At 54.6% G+C, this 17,187-nt stretch carries 12 protein-coding genes and 1 riboswitch; of the genes, 5 read left to right on the forward strand and 7 right to left on the reverse strand.

All coding sequences use genetic code 11. The features are described 5' to 3' along the window. Nucleotides 1–88 precede the first annotated feature (88 nt). From ACWIZX_RS07515 to ACWIZX_RS07525, 3 genes are all read right to left on the reverse strand, one after another. Nucleotides 89–1,189, reverse strand: a complete 1,101-nt coding sequence (locus ACWIZX_RS07515) for a baeRF10 domain-containing protein (protein WP_322791683.1) — start codon at nt 1,187–1,189, stop codon at nt 89–91. A gap of 58 nt (nt 1,190–1,247) precedes the next feature. Next, entirely contained in the window at nt 1,248–2,456 is a 1,209-nt protein-coding gene (locus ACWIZX_RS07520; protein WP_322791684.1) for a S1C family serine protease, read from the reverse strand. Nucleotides 2,457–2,560: 104 nt separating this feature from the next. After that, nucleotides 2,561–3,514 (reverse strand): DnaJ C-terminal domain-containing protein, encoded by a 954-nt coding sequence (locus ACWIZX_RS07525; RefSeq protein WP_448335330.1) that lies wholly within the window; start codon nt 3,512–3,514, stop codon nt 2,561–2,563. Nucleotides 3,515–3,744: 230 nt separating this feature from the next. Between ACWIZX_RS07525 and ACWIZX_RS07530 the strand changes: the two genes are divergently transcribed. Further along, nucleotides 3,745–6,150 (forward strand): DNA translocase FtsK 4TM domain-containing protein, encoded by a 2,406-nt coding sequence (locus ACWIZX_RS07530; RefSeq protein WP_448335331.1) that lies wholly within the window; start codon nt 3,745–3,747, stop codon nt 6,148–6,150. A 51-nt stretch (nt 6,151–6,201) separates the two neighbouring features. Here the strand turns inward: ACWIZX_RS07530 and metK are convergent, their stop codons facing one another. From metK to ACWIZX_RS07545, 3 genes are all read right to left on the reverse strand, one after another. Next, a complete protein-coding gene (gene metK / locus ACWIZX_RS07535) occupies nt 6,202–7,434 on the reverse strand; it encodes a methionine adenosyltransferase (RefSeq protein ID WP_448335332.1) in 1,233 nt (410 codons plus the stop codon). 78 nt (nt 7,435–7,512) lie between these two features. After that, a riboswitch (SAM riboswitch) is annotated at nt 7,513–7,632 on the reverse strand. A 97-nt stretch (nt 7,633–7,729) separates the two neighbouring features. Next, nucleotides 7,730–9,541 carry a threonine--tRNA ligase gene (thrS, locus tag ACWIZX_RS07540; RefSeq protein ID WP_448335333.1) on the reverse strand — a complete coding sequence of 604 codons (1,812 nt, stop codon included), beginning with the start codon at nt 9,539–9,541 and terminating at the stop codon, nt 7,730–7,732. Nucleotides 9,542–9,694: 153 nt separating this feature from the next. Further along, entirely contained in the window at nt 9,695–10,402 is a 708-nt protein-coding gene (locus tag ACWIZX_RS07545; protein WP_322791500.1) for a cysteine hydrolase family protein, read from the reverse strand. A 194-nt stretch (nt 10,403–10,596) separates the two neighbouring features. Here ACWIZX_RS07545 and ACWIZX_RS07550 point away from each other — a divergent pair, with 194 nt between their 5' ends. The 4 genes from ACWIZX_RS07550 to ACWIZX_RS07565 all read left to right on the forward strand — a co-directional run bounded on the left by ACWIZX_RS07550 (nt 10,597) and on the right by ACWIZX_RS07565 (nt 16,065). Beyond that, nucleotides 10,597–12,558, forward strand: coding sequence for a histidine kinase N-terminal 7TM domain-containing diguanylate cyclase (locus ACWIZX_RS07550; protein WP_448335334.1), 1,962 nt, complete (start codon nt 10,597–10,599; stop codon nt 12,556–12,558). A 186-nt stretch (nt 12,559–12,744) separates the two neighbouring features. After that, nucleotides 12,745–14,877: a polyphosphate kinase 1 gene (ppk1, locus tag ACWIZX_RS07555; RefSeq protein ID WP_322791498.1), complete on the forward strand. Its 2,133-nt coding sequence runs from the start codon at nt 12,745–12,747 to the stop codon at nt 14,875–14,877. A gap of 12 nt (nt 14,878–14,889) precedes the next feature. After that, entirely contained in the window at nt 14,890–15,309 is a 420-nt protein-coding gene (locus ACWIZX_RS07560; protein ID WP_448335335.1) for a secondary thiamine-phosphate synthase enzyme YjbQ, read from the forward strand. A gap of 30 nt (nt 15,310–15,339) precedes the next feature. Continuing rightward, nucleotides 15,340–16,065 carry a TPR end-of-group domain-containing protein gene (locus ACWIZX_RS07565; protein WP_322791496.1) on the forward strand — a complete coding sequence of 242 codons (726 nt, stop codon included), beginning with the start codon at nt 15,340–15,342 and terminating at the stop codon, nt 16,063–16,065. Here the strand turns inward: ACWIZX_RS07565 and ACWIZX_RS07570 are convergent. Continuing rightward, entirely contained in the window at nt 16,062–17,147 is a 1,086-nt protein-coding gene (locus ACWIZX_RS07570; RefSeq protein ID WP_448335336.1) for a hypothetical protein, read from the reverse strand. The two genes, ACWIZX_RS07565 and ACWIZX_RS07570, sit on opposite strands and share 4 nt — an antisense overlap. Between the last annotated feature and the right edge of the window lie 40 nt (nt 17,148–17,187).

A 17,187-nucleotide genomic window follows, 5' to 3' on the forward strand; every position in this document is an offset into this window, starting at 1 on the left:
GGAGCCCCCTCCTGCGCCTCCCCCAATATTGCCTGCGCAATTTTTGGGGGAGGCATAAGTTTTTAGCCCGTATCAAGGCGCAAGCCGGTCAGTAACGCAGAAATGCCCCAATCTGTCCGGCCTTGATCAACTGGTCGCTGGCGTGAATGACCTCCACATCACCGCCGGCGCGCATCGTGCGGCTGATGGCAAAATCTACCGCATCCGGAATTTCGCGCACCTCACCGCCGCACACCGGGCAGGTAGTGACGATTTTCGCTGTCAGGTAGCCGCAATGGGTACAGCGGTAAGCCGGCTGCTGATAACCCTGGGCCACAACCAGCGTGCTGACTCGATCACCGCTGACGGCTTCCAGGGTTGCCTCTAAACCGGTTACCGCTCCGCTGTTCTTGGCAGCGCGGGTGATCAGATCCTCAATCAGCAGTTCCTCACGCCGTTGTTCTGCCTTTTGTCCAATTTCCATGGCCTTTGAAAGCACTTCGGCATGACCGGCGTTCATATTCATGGGAAAATGTCCCACAACCAGACTTTGCCAGGCTTTAGGAAGCAAACTGCGGAATTGGGCCACATTTTCATCCGAGCCGCCCAATAAAATGCGCCGAACGCGGTTAGCCTCAAAGAATTGCACCGCAAATTCCACCGAATCTTTCATATTACGTTCGACCACTTCTTCCATGTGGCGGGTTCGTCCGGCAATACCACCCAGCGCACCGGGCACGGTAGAAGCGCCGCCGCGTTTGACGCGCTTGACCGCCTCACCCACCACACCTTCCTGCTCACGCAATTCACCCAGATGGAAGAAAAACAGGCGGGCGCCTTGCTTGTCCACCAGAACGACGCCGTACCCGCCGTAGCTGTCCAGCAGGTCAGCCAGCACGCGCACACTGGGGCGGTCGCTGACGTGCACCACATCCGGCACAGGAATGGCCAACGGATAAACCCGGAAGAATTTTTGTGGAGCGCACGAGAATACCACCACCCCCTTGCCGCTCCAATCATATTCCCACTGAAAATAATTTTCAATGGCTGCAACATCATCCGGCAAGTTGACCCCCTTCAACAAATTGCGCAATCGCAGCCGGTAAGCATCTGAATTGCCAGCCGATGGATCGGTGTTGAGATAAACACTCAAAACGGGATCCGGCGATACGAATTGCAGCAACTCCCGCAGCTCACGTTCAGCCAACATGGCAACCTCCTTTTTAGTTGTGGGATTGAGTATTCCATTAACCTGCTTCCGGTTCACTTCATGGACGTTTTCCGAGCGTTAAATCCACCTCCTTTTCCTGCCCGTCGCGAACAATCGTCAGGGTGACTTTGTCGCCGGGTTGTTTGTTCTTAATCAGATAACTGAGCAAGTCGTCAAAGGTCATTACCGGTTGGCCATCAATAGCCACGATCAAATCGCCGCCTGCCGGCAAGCCGGTGAAACTGGTCGGCCGGCTGCCGCCGCGTAAGCCGGCCCGGTCTGCCGGGCTGCCCGGCGTAACCGCAGTAATATAAGCGCCGGTTTGACGCGGCAGACCCAATTCTTCAATCATCCGCAAGGTTAAGTTGCTGCGGCTGCTGATTCCCAGATAGGGGTAATCGTACTTGCCGGTGGCAATCAATTCCGGTACAACCCGCCGTACGATGTTGCTGGAAATCGAAAAACCGATGCCGCTGTTGACTGGATCACCGGTAATGGTGGTGCCAGTGGTGCGGATGGCACGGTTGACGCCAATTACTTCACCGTTCAAATTAAGCAGCGGTCCACCGGAATTACCGGGGTTAATGGCTGCATCCGTCTGAATAATATCGCCGGCGGTGAAGAAAGAGCCGCTCTCGGCCTGGCGTAACGATTCCAGCGTCCTTCCCTTTGCCGAAACAATCCCCAGCGTCATGGTGCCGTTGAGCTGGAAGGGATTGCCAATTGCAACCACGGTTTGCCCAACTTTGAGCTGGTCCGAATCTCCCAATGGGAGCGGGACAAGCACATCTTCCGGCACATCCACTTTGACCACAGCCAGATCTGAATCCAGATCCGTACCGATGACCTTGCCGCGCACTTTCAACCCAAAGAGGAAATCCACCTCCACATCGGTTGCGCCTTCAACGACATGGTAATTGGTCACAATGTGTCCCTGTCGGTCAATCACAAAACCGGAGCCGGTGCTGCCGCCCTGTCCATTTTCCACCAACAGAGAAACCACCCCCGGAGAAACCCGCTCATAGAGCGAGGTCAACACAGCATCCCGCTCCGCATAACTCAAAGCTGAAATATCCGGAGGCGCACTCAGGGTCGGAACCGCCGGCAGGGTAATTTGCGGGCTGACCGGCAAAGTTGCTCTTTGAACTTCTACTGTCGGTGCAGGGGATTCTTCACCGAAAAAGCGTGGAATCTGAAACGTAAACCCGCAAGCAGCCGTGGTGAGGAGAATGATCAGCGAAGCGAGTAAAATGGTTTTTTTGTTCATATTGTACCTCTCGATTACCTGTTAAGTCTTCGGTGATACTGGGCGGGCTGTGCTTGCACCGGCAGGACTTTGCCTGCGCGATTCACTTCCCGCCTGTTTGCTGTTCAGGCGCGGGCAGCCGACTTTTGTCTTTCCAAAGCGCGTAATTGCTCAAACAAGCGGCGCTGCTCCTCGGTCAACTGCCGCGGCAGCTGCACCTTGACCGTGACGTACAAATCCCCAAAAGTTTGCGGATTGCGTAAGACGGGCATGCCCCTGCCTGCCAGCCGGATTTTCTGTCCCGGTTGGGTACCGGGCGGAATGGTCAACATGACCTCTCCGCTCAAGGTTGTCACCCGCACCTGACCGCCCAGCACAGCCGTGTACAAATCTACCGCCACCTCGGTGTAAAGGTCATTGCCTTTGCGTTCAAAACGCGAGTCAGGCAGTACTTCAATCACCAGATACAGGTCGCTTTTCTGTCCATCTGCACCGATTGGACCGCCGCCCGGCAGGCGCACTTTGGTGCCGGTTTGAGCGCCCGGCGGAATTTTGCCCTCGATTCGGCGGTTGTCCACCTGAATTTGACGGGTGGTGCCGCGGTAAGCCTCTTCCAGACTGATTTGCACCGGATATTCAAAGGCCTGGGGCTGACGGGTGCGGCGACTGGTCGTGGTGCGGCGCACCGTTTCTCCGCCCATCCCGCCAAAAATTGCGCTGAAGAAATCGGAAAATCCTCCCATCCCGCCAAACAGGTCTTCCATGTCCACCTGCACCGTTCTCCCCCCGCCCGGAGCTCCGGTGAACCACTGCTCCCAGTTGAACGAACCCGGCTGCCCACCCATTTGCTGCCACTGTCGGTAGGATTCACCCAGCTGGTCATATCGAGCGCGTTTCTGCGGGTCGCCAAGAACTTCATAGGCCTCATTAATCTCTTTGAACTTTTCTTCCGCGCTCTTGTCACCGGGGTTGCGGTCCGGGTGAAACTTCATGGCCAGTTTGCGGTAGGCTTTTTTGATTTCTTCTTCGCTGGCTGTTTTTGAAACACCCAGAATTTTGTAATAGTCCTTATATTCCATGCTTTCATTTTATTCTTTCCGAATACCACAAGTCAAGTGATTTGTAAGACCTCTAATGGAACTCTTACAGACTTTGAATATTTTGCTAACAATTCAAGTGCTTTCAGGCATCTTCAATGCCCACAACGGGCGAGATGATTCGGGTCAATTGTCGCCCTCATCTGCCAGCATTTTGAGCGATTCCGGCTATAATGGATATAGAACACCTTTTCCGAATGGAGTGGCTTGAATTGGCAAGACATCCTTCCAAGAGCCGAAAAACCGCCCCCCAATCTCCTGCGCGCGGGCGCAGCAAAACGGCAGAGCGTCCAATCAAACGTAAGCCGGAGCGAAACTCACCGTCAGCCAGCCGCTCACGCTCCGTGAGGAGCAGCGGCAGCTCCGGCGGATTATCCCTTCCTTCTCTTTCGCTGGATCGAAAATTAGATTTGCTGGGGGTGTTTCTGGCTTTTGTTGGCTTGCTGACCCTGCTCAGTCTGCTCTCTTCGCAGCGCTCAACGATTACCGGCGCGTGGATCTCCTTCCTTTCACGCATCACCGGCTGGGGCGCCTATCTTCTGCCTCTCTTGTTCATTGCCGTTGGTCTATGGCTGGTTTTCCGCAGTTTTGAACGACTGCCGCGCCTTTCGGCTGAACGATTGACCGGTGGTTTGCTGCTTTACCTCAACCTCCTCTCATGGATGCACCTTTTTGCCGGCGGCGAGATGGAGCTGGCCGAATTGGGCAAAGGCGGAGGTATCCTTGGCGGTTTTTTATTGCGACTGCTCACTTCCAGCGTGGGGGTTGCAGGGGCGCTCATCGTTCTGCTGGCATGGCTGATGATTGCACTGGTTTTCACCTTTGATCTTTCCATCCCGGAATTGATGCGGCGCATTTCGCCGCTATTCAGCGGCATGCAACAACGAATCCGTCAGGCGGTTGCCAGCCGCCCGCGCGACTCCATGCAAGAAAGCGAATCCGAAGAACTCCCACCCGAATTTCAACCCCTGCCGCCGGCAGCGCCCCAGCGTTCAACCCCGCCGCGGCGGGAAAGAGCCGCCTCCTCGACAGCAACCTCGCAACCCGCCCCGCCTGCACCGCAACCCCAGCCGGCCGGGCATGCCGACAATGTTGTCACCTCTCCCTCCCACCAAACATCCGCCAGCGCTGCCGCATTTATTTGGGAATTGCCGGCGGTTGACTCGATTCTCGACCCGGCCACGCCTGCCGCCCAGCAGACCAATCTGGAACAGGAACGCGCCAAATTGATCGAAGAAACGCTGGCATCCTTTGGCGCACCCGCCCACGTGGTAGATATTTCGCGCGGGCCGACGGTGACCCGGTTTGGCGTTGAGCCGGATTTTATCGAAACCCGCTCCGGCAGAACTCGCGTGCGGGTATCCAAGATCGCCTCACTGGCCGACGACCTGGCGCTGGCGTTGGCGGCACCCCGCATCCGCATTCAGGCGCCCGTGCCCGGACGGGCTTACGTGGGCATTGAAGTGCCCAATACCGAAATCAGCCGGGTTTCGATGCGCGAAGTCCTTGAAAGCGAGGCGTTCAAACGCATTCGTTCGGTGCTGCGTTTTGCGCTCGGCAAGGATGTCGCCGGAAAGCCGGTAGCGGTGGATCTGGCCGCGATGCCGCACCTGCTGATTGCCGGAACAACCGGCTCCGGCAAATCGGTGTGTGTCAATTCCATTCTCACCTGCCTGCTGCTGAATAATACCCCTGCCGATATGCGCCTGATTCTGGTTGACCCCAAACGGGTGGAACTGACCGGCTACAACGGCATTCCCCACCTGCTTGCGCCCGTCGTGGTGGATACCGAACGGGTGATTGGCGCACTGCAGTGGCTGCAGCGAGAGATGGATGCCCGTTATCACAAATTCTCACAAAGCGGCGCCCGCAATATTCAGGACTTCAACGCCCGCCACCCCACCGAACGGCTGCCCTACCTGGTGGCGGTGATTGACGAACTGGCTGACCTGATGATGCTCGCTCCCGATGAAACCGAACGTGCCATCACCCGCCTGGCGCAGCTGGCGCGGGCTACCGGCATTCATCTGATTCTTGCCACTCAGCGTCCCTCGGTGGATGTGGTGACCGGTTTAATCAAAGCCAACTTCCCGGCGCGCATCGCCTTTGCGGTGGCATCCTCGGTGGACAGCCGGGTCATCCTCGACCAGCCCGGTGCCGAACGGCTGCTGGGGCGCGGTGATATGCTCTTTCAAGCCCCGGATGCCGCCGCTCCGGTTCGTTTACAGGGTGTGTTTGTTTCAGATGTGGAGATTCAACGGCTGGTGGATTACTGGCGCTCACAGGCAGCGCTGGTTCGGGAGAAAAGCGGCGGCGAAAGCACAACCCCCGCCACTGCAGATTTGTTGCCCGCCGGCATTCCGCTCAAACAAACTCCGCTGTGGGATGACGAGGACAGCGGCGGTGACCCATTGCTGAAAGAAGCCATAGAACTGGTACGCCGCGAAGGACGCGCTTCGATTACCATGCTGCAGCGCCGCCTGCGAGTCGGTTACACCCGCGCCGCCCGCCTGATTGATGCCCTCGAAGAGAAAGGCATCATCTCGCCCGCTTTGCCCAATTCGCAGGTGCGCGAGGTGCTGGATTACGGCCAAACTGCCCCGCCGGCCGAAAAATAAAAACACCCGCCATCTCTGACGGGTGTCCTCCAATTCAACCGGATCCGGTACCTAATCCGCCGCAGTTGCCAGTTTGGCGGCCACGGCCTGCTTTAATTCTTCCACCTTGTTGGTACGCTCCCAGGTCAGGTCTAGATCATCCCGTCCAAAGTGACCATAGGCAGCCAGCTGACGGTAAATCGGGCGGCGCAGGTCAAGATCACGCAAAATTGCGCCGGGGCGCAAATCAAAATGTTCGCTGATCAGTTGTGCAATTTCCTCATCCGGAATTGTTCCGGTGCCAAAGGTTTCCACATTAATGCTTAACGGACGGGCAACCCCAATTGCATAGGCAACCTGAATTTCAACCCGTTCGGCCAGCCCGGCAGCGACAATGTTCTTGGCAACCCAGCGGGCCGCATAGGCTGCCGAACGATCCACCTTGGTCGGATCTTTACCGGAAAAGGCACCGCCGCCGTGCCGCCCCATGCCGCCGTAGGTATCCACAATGATCTTACGGCCGGTCAAACCCGAATCGCCCATCGGGCCGCCGATCACAAAACGACCGGTGGGGTTGACGTAAATTTTCAATTGATCATCCACCATTTCCGGCGGCAGCACCGGGTAAATGACATGTTGGGTAATTGCCTGATAAATTTCTTCCTGCGAGATTTCTGGTGCGTGCTGGGTGCTGATCAGCACCGTATCCACGCGGTAAGGACGGCCAAAGCGGTATTCAATGGTAACCTGAGATTTGCCATCCGGGCGCAGCCATGGCAGTGTGCCATTTTTACGCACTTCTGCCAGCCGGCGGGTCAGTTTGTGTGCCAGATAAATCGGCATGGGCATCAGGGTGGGGGTTTCGTTGCAGGCATAACCAAACATCATGCCCTGATCGCCGGCTCCCACCGATTCGATTTCTTTTTCCGACATCGTGCCGGTTTTGGCTTCCAGGGCTTTATCCACCCCCATGGCAATATCACCGGACTGCTTTGAAATGGCAACCTGGACTGCACAGGTATTGCCGTCAAAGCCTTTGTCGCTGTGGTCGTAACCGATTTCTTTCACCACACGGCGCACCAATTCATCGAAATTAATCTGTGCGCGGGTGGTAATTTCACCAAACACCAGCACAAAGCCGGTTTTGGTCGCCGCTTCACAGGCCACACGCGAGTAAGGGTCCTGCTCCAGGCAGGCATCCAAAACCGCATCACTGACCTGATCGCACAATTTGTCCGGATGTCCCTCTGTTACGGATTCAGAGGTAAACAGGTAACGCGGCGAGTTCATAAAAGTGGTGTTCATTCTGATTGTTTCCTCCTGTAAAATAAAGTTGCCCCTTCTGGCCTCAAGGGGCAACTTTCTATTTCTAAAAGAAGTGCCCTCTCATCTTCCAGAATTCTTTCTGCCGGACTTGGCACCTTGAAAACCCATTTCCAAACAGCAGGTTTTCAGGTTGTCGAGGTTTCGCAGGGCCGGTCCCTCCACCTCTCTGGATAAGAGCGCCTTTTGGGGGCTTATTCAATTGTTCTGGGGCAGATATTAACACAGGTTGAAGTACATGTCAACCAATTTGACCTTTCAATTTCGCCAGAATGCGTCATAATTCTGCCGAGCGGGTGCGGATGCGCTCCTTGACCTGTTCAATGAAGGCTTCTACCGGCACATCATTCTGCCGACTGCCATCCCGGCGGCGCAGGGCAATCGTGCGCGTGCTGACTTCCTGATCACCAACCACGGCCATATAGGGGATTTTGAGCAGTTGCGCTGAGCGGATCTTGGCATTCATGCGATCCTGGCCTAAATCGGCTTCGGCGCGAATGCCGGCCGCGCGCATTTCCTGCTCCAGCTGACGGGCATATTCATTATGCGAGTCGGTAATCGGGATGATGCGCACCTGATCCGGCGAAAGCCAGACCGGGAAATTGCCGGCATAATGCTCCAGCAAAAAGCCGACCATGCGTTCATGCGTGCTGAGCGGCGCGCGGTGAATACACAGCGGGGTTTCCTCTTCCCCATGGCGGTTGATGAAAGTCAGGTTAAAGCGCTCCGGCACGGCAAAATCTACCTGGTTGGTTGCCAGCGTAAATTCGCGCCCGATGGCACTCCAGATTTGCACATCAATCTTTGGGCCGTAAAAGGCTGCTTCGTCAGCCGCCTCCACAAACGGCACTCCGCCATTGCGCATGGCGCTGCGCACCATTTCTTCGGTCTTCAACCACAGGCGTTCGTTATCCACATACTTTTTGCCCAGTCCGCGCTTATGATGGGTGCTCAGCCGCATCACATAGCGATCAATGCCAAACAGGGCAAAGTATTTCAAATACAACTCAACCACTGCCAGAAACTCCTGCTCAAATTGTTCTTCCGAGCAGTAAATATGGGCATCGTTCATCTGCATGGAACGCACCCGCATTAACCCAAACAATTCGCCGCTTTTCTCATAGCGGTAGCAGGTGCCATATTCAGCCAGGCGGATGGGCAAATCGCGGTAACTACGCGGTTTGGCAGCATAGATTTTGTGGTGGAAGGGGCAGTTCATCGGCTTGACATAATAACGCACCCCTTCCAGTTCCATAGGCGGGTACATGCTCTCGGCATAGTAGGGCAGGTGTCCGCTGCGCAGGAAGAGGTCCTCTTTGGTCAGGTGCGGGGTACGCACCCGCTGGTAACCGGCCTGTTCTTCCACTTCCTTAGCCAGTTTTTCCAGTTCTTCAATAATGATTCCTCCGCGCGGCAGCCAGAGCGGCAAACCGGGGCCGACCTCATCATCAAAGATGAAAATCTCCAAATCCTTGCCCAGTTTGCGGTGATCGCGCTTTTTGGCTTCTTCCAGCATTTGCAGGTAACGATCCAATTCTTCTTTCGTCTTCCAGGCGGTGCCGTAGATGCGCTGCAATTGCGGGTTTTTCTCATCACCCCGCCAGTATGCGCCTGCTACACTCATCAGTTTGAATGCTGAAGGGTTGATTTGCGAAGTGTTTTGCACATGCGGGCCGCGGCACAGGTCCACAAAATTGCCGTGCGTATAAATGGAGATTTCCGGTTTCTCGTCCAGGGGCTGACCGTGCTCATCGGTTTCTCCGCGCTCCAGATCATTGATCAGTTCCAGTTTATAGGGCTGATTGGCGAAAATTTTACGGGCTTCGTCAGCGCTGACCACCTTGCGGACAAAATCATATTTGCCAGCCACAATCTGACGCATACGTTTTTCGATCTTTTCCAGGTCTTCGGGAGTGAGCGTGCGCGGCAGGTCGAAATCGTAGTAAAAGCCGTTTTCTACCGGCGGACCGATGGTGTATTTGGCTTCCGGGAACATTTCCAGGACTGCCTGCGCCATGATGTGCGACAGCGAGTGACGGATGCGGTATAACTCACTGTCTTCATATCGTTCTTGATTGTTCTGATCCATACTTCACCTCCACGAAGTACCTTATTATATCAAAAAGCCAACCACCTTCGATGGACAAATTTTTGCTGGATTCCAGCCACTTAAACGTTTTGGGTTGAGCATTTTACTGCCCAACCCATAGAGGGTAAAACCGGAAACTTGCTGTTGTCAGGGTTACTGGAGGCAGGCAACCACCTCAATGCCATTGAGCGCCATGTGATAGAGGAAAATGGCATGCAGTAAATCCCCATCATGGGGCAGACCGCCCTGCTCTTTGGCAGTTTCGAGGCTGCGATGGTAAGTTTCAACCGCATTTGCCGGCACAATGATGCGCCGATGGCGCTGCCGGGCATTGGCATCCAGCCGCAGGTGCATGGCCAATTGATAGGTACACAGATCGGTACAATCACCCACGACGATAAAGGTATCCACCAGGGGATGTTCTTCCAACCAGCGATTGAGATCGGTATTCAATCCGCTGTGGATGGAATTCTTTTCCAGTATGACCATTTGATCAAAAAATGGCAGGGCTTTGAAGGCCGCTACGGTTTCCGCCTCTGGTGTCCCACGTACGCAATGCGGCGGCCAGGCACCAAATTCAATCGCATCCGGTTCGTGCGCATCCTGGCTGAGCAAAATATGGTGGATGCCGTGCTGCCAGCTTTTGGTGAACAGTTCGACAATCGGGTCAACGATGGCCGCAATGCGCGGGCTTGCCAGCGGGCCGATATGACAGAATCCTTCGATCATATCCACCGAAAGGATGGCAACTCGTTCAGGGTGCGGAGCAGCGTGTGCCAGCGGTAAAACTGGTCTTTCAGACAGCCATTTTTCAACAAAATCCACGAAAGCCCTGGATCGGGCCGAAAGCAGATCGCTCATCTCGCCTCCTTCGTGTAAAAATCACACAAATTGAATGAAAAAAATTATAAACGTGCGATTAGTGTATTTACAACACCATTATAATAATCTGGCACGGCTTGTCAAGTGGACTTTGCAATTTCATTAAATCAGAATCGCCAATTATGCGGTATCATTAGATTTAATCCACCAGAATATTACCTTACCGAAACTTGATGATTCTACGCTACATCGTAGGCCTGTTACCCTATCTGATTTCAGCGGGGATATGCATTTGGGTCGGGCGGTTAGCCACTACCCGTAAGCAGGATATCGCATCCCGCGCGCTGGTCGGTCTGGCGTACAGCGAAGCGGTGTGGATCATCTCCTACATTTTCCAAATCCTCAGCCGCCAGATCGAAATTAACCTGTTCTGGAATAATCTCCAGTTTCTGGCAGCCTCGCTGCTGCCGGTTTTTTACTTCGGCTTTGCGCTGGATTATAACTACCGGCAGATCCCTTTCAAACGCTTCAACTGGAATTATCTTTTCATCCCCGCCGGATTGCTGGTTTTATTCATCTGGCTGGATGGCATTCATGGGCTGTTCCGAGTCAACCCGCAAATCGTCCCAAGCGACTTGTTTTATCACCTCAAATTCCAGAACGGGGCGTTGTATGGGGTGTTCACGATTTACACATACACCCTGATCACACTTGCCACGCTGTTTTTTGTGGTTAAGTATATCGGCGCACCGCGCCTGTTTCGCCGGCAGGTGGGCACCTTACTGATCGGCACGATCATCCCCTGGCTGGTCAGCATCATTACCGCTCTTGGACTGATTCCGCTGGAATTGCATGACATTCTCCCGCTGACCTTTGGCGTCAGCAATCTGATCATCGCCTGGTCACTTTTCAGGCACCATCTGCTCGACCTGGTACCCATTGCCCGCGATACCCTGTTTGAAAACCTGTCCGATGCGGTCATTGTGGTGGATACCAGCAAACGGGTGCTGGATGCCAACCCGGCAGCGTACGCGCTACTTTCTGCGCCAGCTGAATCATTGATTGGCCGTGAAATCACCAGCCTGCTGCCGCTGGCCGATAATTGGGCCGACTTTGGCATCGGACGTTCTACGCAAATAACCCAGATTTCCCTGCCCGCGAAGGGCACCACCCAGTATTATCAGGTCAAAGTCAACCGTCTGCTGCAGGACAACGGCGAGCTGAGCGGTTACATCATCACCCTGCACAATATCACCGAGCAAAAACAGGTGGAAGTGGATTTGCGCCGTTCAATGGCGCTCTTACAGGCTACGGTTGAGTCATCCGCCTCCGGGCTGGTCGTGTTCGACCAGGACCTGAACGTTATTCTCCACAATCAACGGCTGGTGGAACTCTTTGATTTGCCCAATAACTGGCAAAATCAGATTGACCATCATCCGCTGGATATGCTGGCTCAAAAAATGACGGATGCCAGCCCCTTCCTCACCGCACTGGAAAACATTATCCAGCATTCTGTTGAGGAAACCTCCGTCGCGCTGGATTTGCATTCGGGTGTGACGGTGGATTGTTTAATGACCACCTATCGTCTGGAAGGTAAGCAGATCGGCTGGTTGTTCTCCTTCCGCGATATGACCGAGCGAAAACTGGCCGAACAGAAATTGCATGAACTGGCCATCACCGACTCGTTAACCGGCGTATTCAACCGGCGTCACTTTTATTATGTGGCTCAAACTGAACTGGAACGCTCGCACCGCTATGATCGCCATATGGCCATCATCCTTCTGGATATTGACCACTTCAAGTGGATTAATGATACCTTTGGCCATCTGGTGGGTGATCAGATGTTACAGGCTCTGGCGCAGCGTTGCCGCAGCAACCTGCGCGTATTTGATACAATCGGGCGGTTTGGGGGTGAAGAATTTATCATTTTGCTGCCTGAAACCTGCATCAAAGAAGCCATTGTCATCGCCGAGCGGTTACGTCATGCGGTCGAATCGATCCACATCCCAACCCCCAAAGGTAAGGCTTCCATCACCATCAGTCTGGGAGTAGCCTGCTTTGAACCCGGCAAACCCATCAGCCTTGATCAACTGGTAGATGCTGCCGACAAAGCCCTCTACCAGGCCAAGGAAAACGGACGCAACCGGGTTGCCGTTTATTCACAGCAGCAGGACAAGCTGCCGGGAATTGAGTAACTTGCCCCAAAAGGGGGTTTAATCTCGATGAGTCAATTGATGGGGGGATTCAGTATAATAGGAGATACACTGATCACAGCCTCTCCATTTTCTCTATCCACCTATCGAAAAAGGGAAATCCAAAATTTGATCAAACGAGTCAAACCCCCTATGGTCAAAGGTAAAAAGAAAGCGAGTTTGCCAAAAATGCCCGAAATTATTTCTCCTGGTGTTGAGGCAATTGACCTCAAAAATCCCGCCCTGTATATCAACCGCGAATTGAGCATGCTCGAATTCCAGCGGCGGGTTTTGGAAGAGGCGATGGATGAATCGAATCCCCTGCTGGAACGGGTCAAGTTTTTAGGCATCCTCGGCTCAAATCTGGATGAATTTTTTATGGTGCGGGTGGGTGGTTTGATCCTGCAGCGCGATGAAGGGGTGGTGGATCTCTCGATTGACGGCCTGACCGCTGCCCAGCAGCTGGTTGAGATCCGCAAAGTTTCCCAAAAGATCATGAGCGAAGCACGGGAATACTGGAACAAAAAGTTAATGCCTCAACTCGATGAGGCCGGTATTCATATTCGTTCGTACAGCGACTTGACTGCCCGCCAGAAACAAATCGCCGATGATTACTTTCACGAAACGGTCTTCCCCGTGCTGACCCCGCTGGCTTTCGACCCGGCCCATCCTTTTCCGCATATTTCCAACTTAAGCCTCAACCTTGCCATTACCCTGGAGGGGAAAGACGGACAGCAGCGTTTTGCGCGCGTCAAAGTGCCGGATACCCTCCCGCAACTGGTGCCAATAAAACGTTCCTCGGGCAGCGTGCGCAAGGATGGTACCGTTCCCCGCCATCATTACTTCCTCTGGCTGGCTGAATTAATCATCGCCAATCTGGATGACCTCTTTCCGGGTTTGAAGGTAACCGGCGCCCACCTCTTCCATGTCACCCGCAATGTGGACATGGAAATTCAGGAACTGGAAGCCGCCGATTTACTGGAAACCATCGAGGAAAGCGTGCGCAAACGACGTTTTGGAACGGTTGTCCGTTTGATGATTCGCAAAGACATTCCGGACACCCTCAAAGAAATGCTGATTGCCAACCTGCGGGTGGACCGCAATGATGTGTATGTGCTGGATTCCCCGCTCAACCTGCGCACCGTGATGGAATTGACCCGCATCGAGCGCCATGAGCTGAAAGACCGTCCATTTGTGCCGTACACCCCGCCCAATCTCCGCTTTGGGCCGGATGCAGAAGAAGATGCCATTTTCAACGCCATTCAACAGGAAAACATCCTGCTGCATCACCCCTACGATTCGTTTTCACCGGTGGTGGATTTTTTACGCACTTCTGCCCGCGACCCCGGTGTGCTGGCGATCAAGCAAACTCTCTACCGCACCGGTTCCAATTCACCGGTGGTCAAAGCCCTGCTGCAAGCCCGCCGGGATTACGGCAAACAGGTCGCCGTGCTGGTGGAACTGAAAGCCCGCTTTGACGAGGAGAGCAACATCAGCTGGGCGCGTCTGCTGGAGCAGGAAGGCGTCCATGTCACCTATGGTTTGCTGGGGCTGAAAACCCATTCCAAAGTTGCGCTGGTTGTTCGACGCGAGGGCGACCACATCCGCCGTTATGTTCATTTGGGCACCGGCAATTACAATCATATCACCGCACTGGTGTACGAAGACCTGTCACTGTTCACCTGCGATGATGACATCGCCGCCGATGCTACCGACCTTTTCAATTACCTGACCGGCTACTCGCTGAAAGAGGATTACCGCAAACTGCTGGTGGCGCCCATCAACCTGCGTAAGCAATTTGAAGCCATGATTGCCCGCGAAATTGAACATCAACAAAAATATGGCAACGGACACCTTATTTTCAAGATGAACGCGCTGGTGGATCAGCCGATCATTGAATGGCTTTACCGCGCCTCTCAGGCCGGCGTTAAGGTAGATTTGATTGTGCGCGGCATCTGCTGCCTGCGCCCCGGCATTAAAGGGCTGAGCGAAAATATCCGCGTCATCAGCATTGTCGGGCGCTTTCTGGAACATAGCCGCATTTATTATTTTCACAACAATGGCGACGAAGAAATTTATATGGGCAGCGCCGACCTGATGCCGCGCAATCTTAACCAGCGTGTGGAAGTGCTTTTCCCCATTGAAGATAAACGCATGGTTCGCTCCATTCACGAGGATATCCTCAACCTGTATCTGGCTGATAACGTCAAAGCCCGGCTGATGTATGCCGACGGCACCTACAAACGGCTCAAACCGGCGGAAGGTGAACCGCCTGTCAACGCTCAGGAAACATTTCTGCAGCGGCGCAAAAACATGCCCTAGAAAGGATCTTCAATGAAATCCTACCGCAAAGAATTGTGGTTCAACATCCCCTCCAGACGCGGTTTTGTCAACATCACCCCGCAGGTGGAAGAATGCCTGCGCGAAAGCGGTATCCGTGAAGGCTTGTGCCTGGTCAACGCCATGCACATCACCGCCTCGGTGTTCATCAATGATGATGAATCGGGTTTACACGCCGATTATGAACGATGGCTGGAACAACTGGCCCCGCACGAACCCATCAGCCAGTACCGGCATAACAATACCGGGGAGGACAACGCCGATGCGCACCTCAAACGCCAAATCATGGGGCGTGAGGTGGTGGTTGCCGTAACCAACGGCAAACTCGATTTTGGGCCGTGGGAACAAATCTTTTACGGTGAGTTCGACGGCCGGCGGCGCAAACGCGTGCTGGTAAAAATCATCGGTGAGTAAATCCACCGGCACCCGCAGAAAGGGTTTTTTATGAGCAAAACGCTAATTCAAAAGGTCGGCTCACTCCTGCGAAAGGCTTATCAGGCTGAAGTGAACCTGATTGAAAGCCTCAGTGATGGTGAACGAAGCGCCGAAGGAAATTTTGAAAACTGGTCGCCCAAAGATTCCCTCGCTCACACCACCTACTGGCGGCAGAGAATGGTCGAAACGCTGGCTTATACATTCCGAAATCAACCGCCGCCGTCTTATCCGCCTTACGATGAGGTCAACCGGCAGGTTTACTTTGAAAAGCAGCACACCCCCCTGCCGGCTTTGCTGCGCGAAGCCGAAGATACGATGCGCGCACTGCAGGATGCCCTGAATCGATTTGAGGATGAGGACATTACCGACCCCGCTCGTTATCAATGGCGGAATGGCATTCCGCTCCTCTCTTATATCTTGGGGAATGGTTATATTCACGTCATTCACCATCTCGTCCACACTTACCGCAAACTGAATAACCTTTCCAAAGCCACTTCGCTGCAAGATGAAGCCCTGCAGCAGCTCGCATCCCTTGCGGAATTGGGAAAAAGCCGCGCCGTACTGCTTTACGATATGGCCTGCCTGCTGACCGCCACCGGCAATCACACTCAGGCATTGGACTTGCTGGAAGAATCCTTACAGATTGACCCCTCGTTGATCGAATGGTCGCGGCAGGACCCCGATCTGGACGCGTTGCGGGACAACCCGCGTTTTCAACAAATGACCGGCGGCTAAGGCTGCAAGGTAAGCAACATACTGGAAAGCCACACGGTGCCGGGGATGCGGGTAGCCGATTCCTGCCGGATGATCAGGCGGACGGGTGTTTCTTTCTCCACCGAATAAGGGATAAATACCTCAAACGGTACATGGCTCAGGTCGCCGTAGGGCTGCGAATGCTCAATGACCGCATTACTGACCAGTTGACCGCTTTCATCCACCAGTTCGAAAATCAGCGGCCGATCATTGACCAGCCGCGCCAGCCCAATCACCCGCAGTACCCCGCCGCTGATGAGCGCCCCTTCGCGCGGAGAACGCACCACATACGGCTCCTGCACAATTTGCGGGGCGGTTATTTCACTCCTGCCCAGCCGCATCAGCACCACCTCGACCGAACAGAGATAGATGGGACGCTGAAAACGGTCTTGCACGCGCACCACCAGCCGCGCCGTTTCCGCCGCCGTGTTCAATTCAAACGGCACCTGCGGGTTGATATAGAAATAACGGTTCATGAATGAACGGTAATCCAGTGCCTGGCGGGTAATCACCCGCCCGTCTTCGCCGATGAGTTCCACATAGACATAACCATCCTCCCCCGGGCTGACCAGCGCTTCCACCTGCAGGGGAGAAGAAACCTTGGAATACGGCCCCGGCTTTTGAATGCGCATGAATGCCAGCGGCGGGGTCGGTGTTTGGGTAACGGTAGGCGTACGGCTGGGGGTGGGTGTGCGGGTTGGGAAACGCGTGCGGGTCGGCGTGCGCGTGCGGGTCGGACTGGGGCCAAACGTGGGCGTGCCTGCTTCGGTAGGCTGCAGGGTGGCGCTGGCGGTTGCTGAAAGGGTCGGGCTGGGTTCAGCCGGCAGGGTGATCTCCGCAACCAGTGTAACCGGCGGCGGGGCAAGGGTGGGAATCTCCTCCAGTGCGAGCGTTTCGGTCGGTGAGGGTTGGGGGGTGGCGCTGACCACCACCGGCTGATCCACCGGCGTCAGCAGCCACGAACCGGGCACCCCTCGCCCGGCACAGGCCGCCAGACTAAAGCCGCCAATGCACAAGACCGCTAAACCGAGAAGAAAATCAATTTTGTTTTTAGGGGAAAGCATACTCTAATTATACGAGAGGTACCCTTTGGACGGCTTACAA

Source organism: Bellilinea sp., assembly GCF_053501535.1.

Coding starts and splice junctions, on each gene's coding strand:
- ACWIZX_RS07550 (WP_448335334.1), top strand. CDS start 10,597: ATGATTCTACGCTACATCGTAGGCCTGTTACCCTATCTGATTTCAGCG.
- ACWIZX_RS07545 (WP_322791500.1), bottom strand. CDS start 10,402: ATGAGCGATCTGCTTTCGGCCCGATCCAGGGCTTTCGTGGATTTTGTT.
- thrS (WP_448335333.1), bottom strand. CDS start 9,541: ATGGATCAGAACAATCAAGAACGATATGAAGACAGTGAGTTATACCGC.
- metK (WP_448335332.1), bottom strand. CDS start 7,434: ATGAACACCACTTTTATGAACTCGCCGCGTTACCTGTTTACCTCTGAA.
- ACWIZX_RS07565 (WP_322791496.1), top strand. CDS start 15,340: ATGAGCAAAACGCTAATTCAAAAGGTCGGCTCACTCCTGCGAAAGGCT.
- ppk1 (WP_322791498.1), top strand. CDS start 12,745: ATGCCCGAAATTATTTCTCCTGGTGTTGAGGCAATTGACCTCAAAAAT.
- ACWIZX_RS07520 (WP_322791684.1), bottom strand. CDS start 2,456: ATGAACAAAAAAACCATTTTACTCGCTTCGCTGATCATTCTCCTCACC.
- ACWIZX_RS07570 (WP_448335336.1), bottom strand. CDS start 17,147: ATGCTTTCCCCTAAAAACAAAATTGATTTTCTTCTCGGTTTAGCGGTC.
- ACWIZX_RS07525 (WP_448335330.1), bottom strand. CDS start 3,514: ATGGAATATAAGGACTATTACAAAATTCTGGGTGTTTCAAAAACAGCC.
- ACWIZX_RS07560 (WP_448335335.1), top strand. CDS start 14,890: ATGAAATCCTACCGCAAAGAATTGTGGTTCAACATCCCCTCCAGACGC.
- ACWIZX_RS07515 (WP_322791683.1), bottom strand. CDS start 1,189: ATGTTGGCTGAACGTGAGCTGCGGGAGTTGCTGCAATTCGTATCGCCG.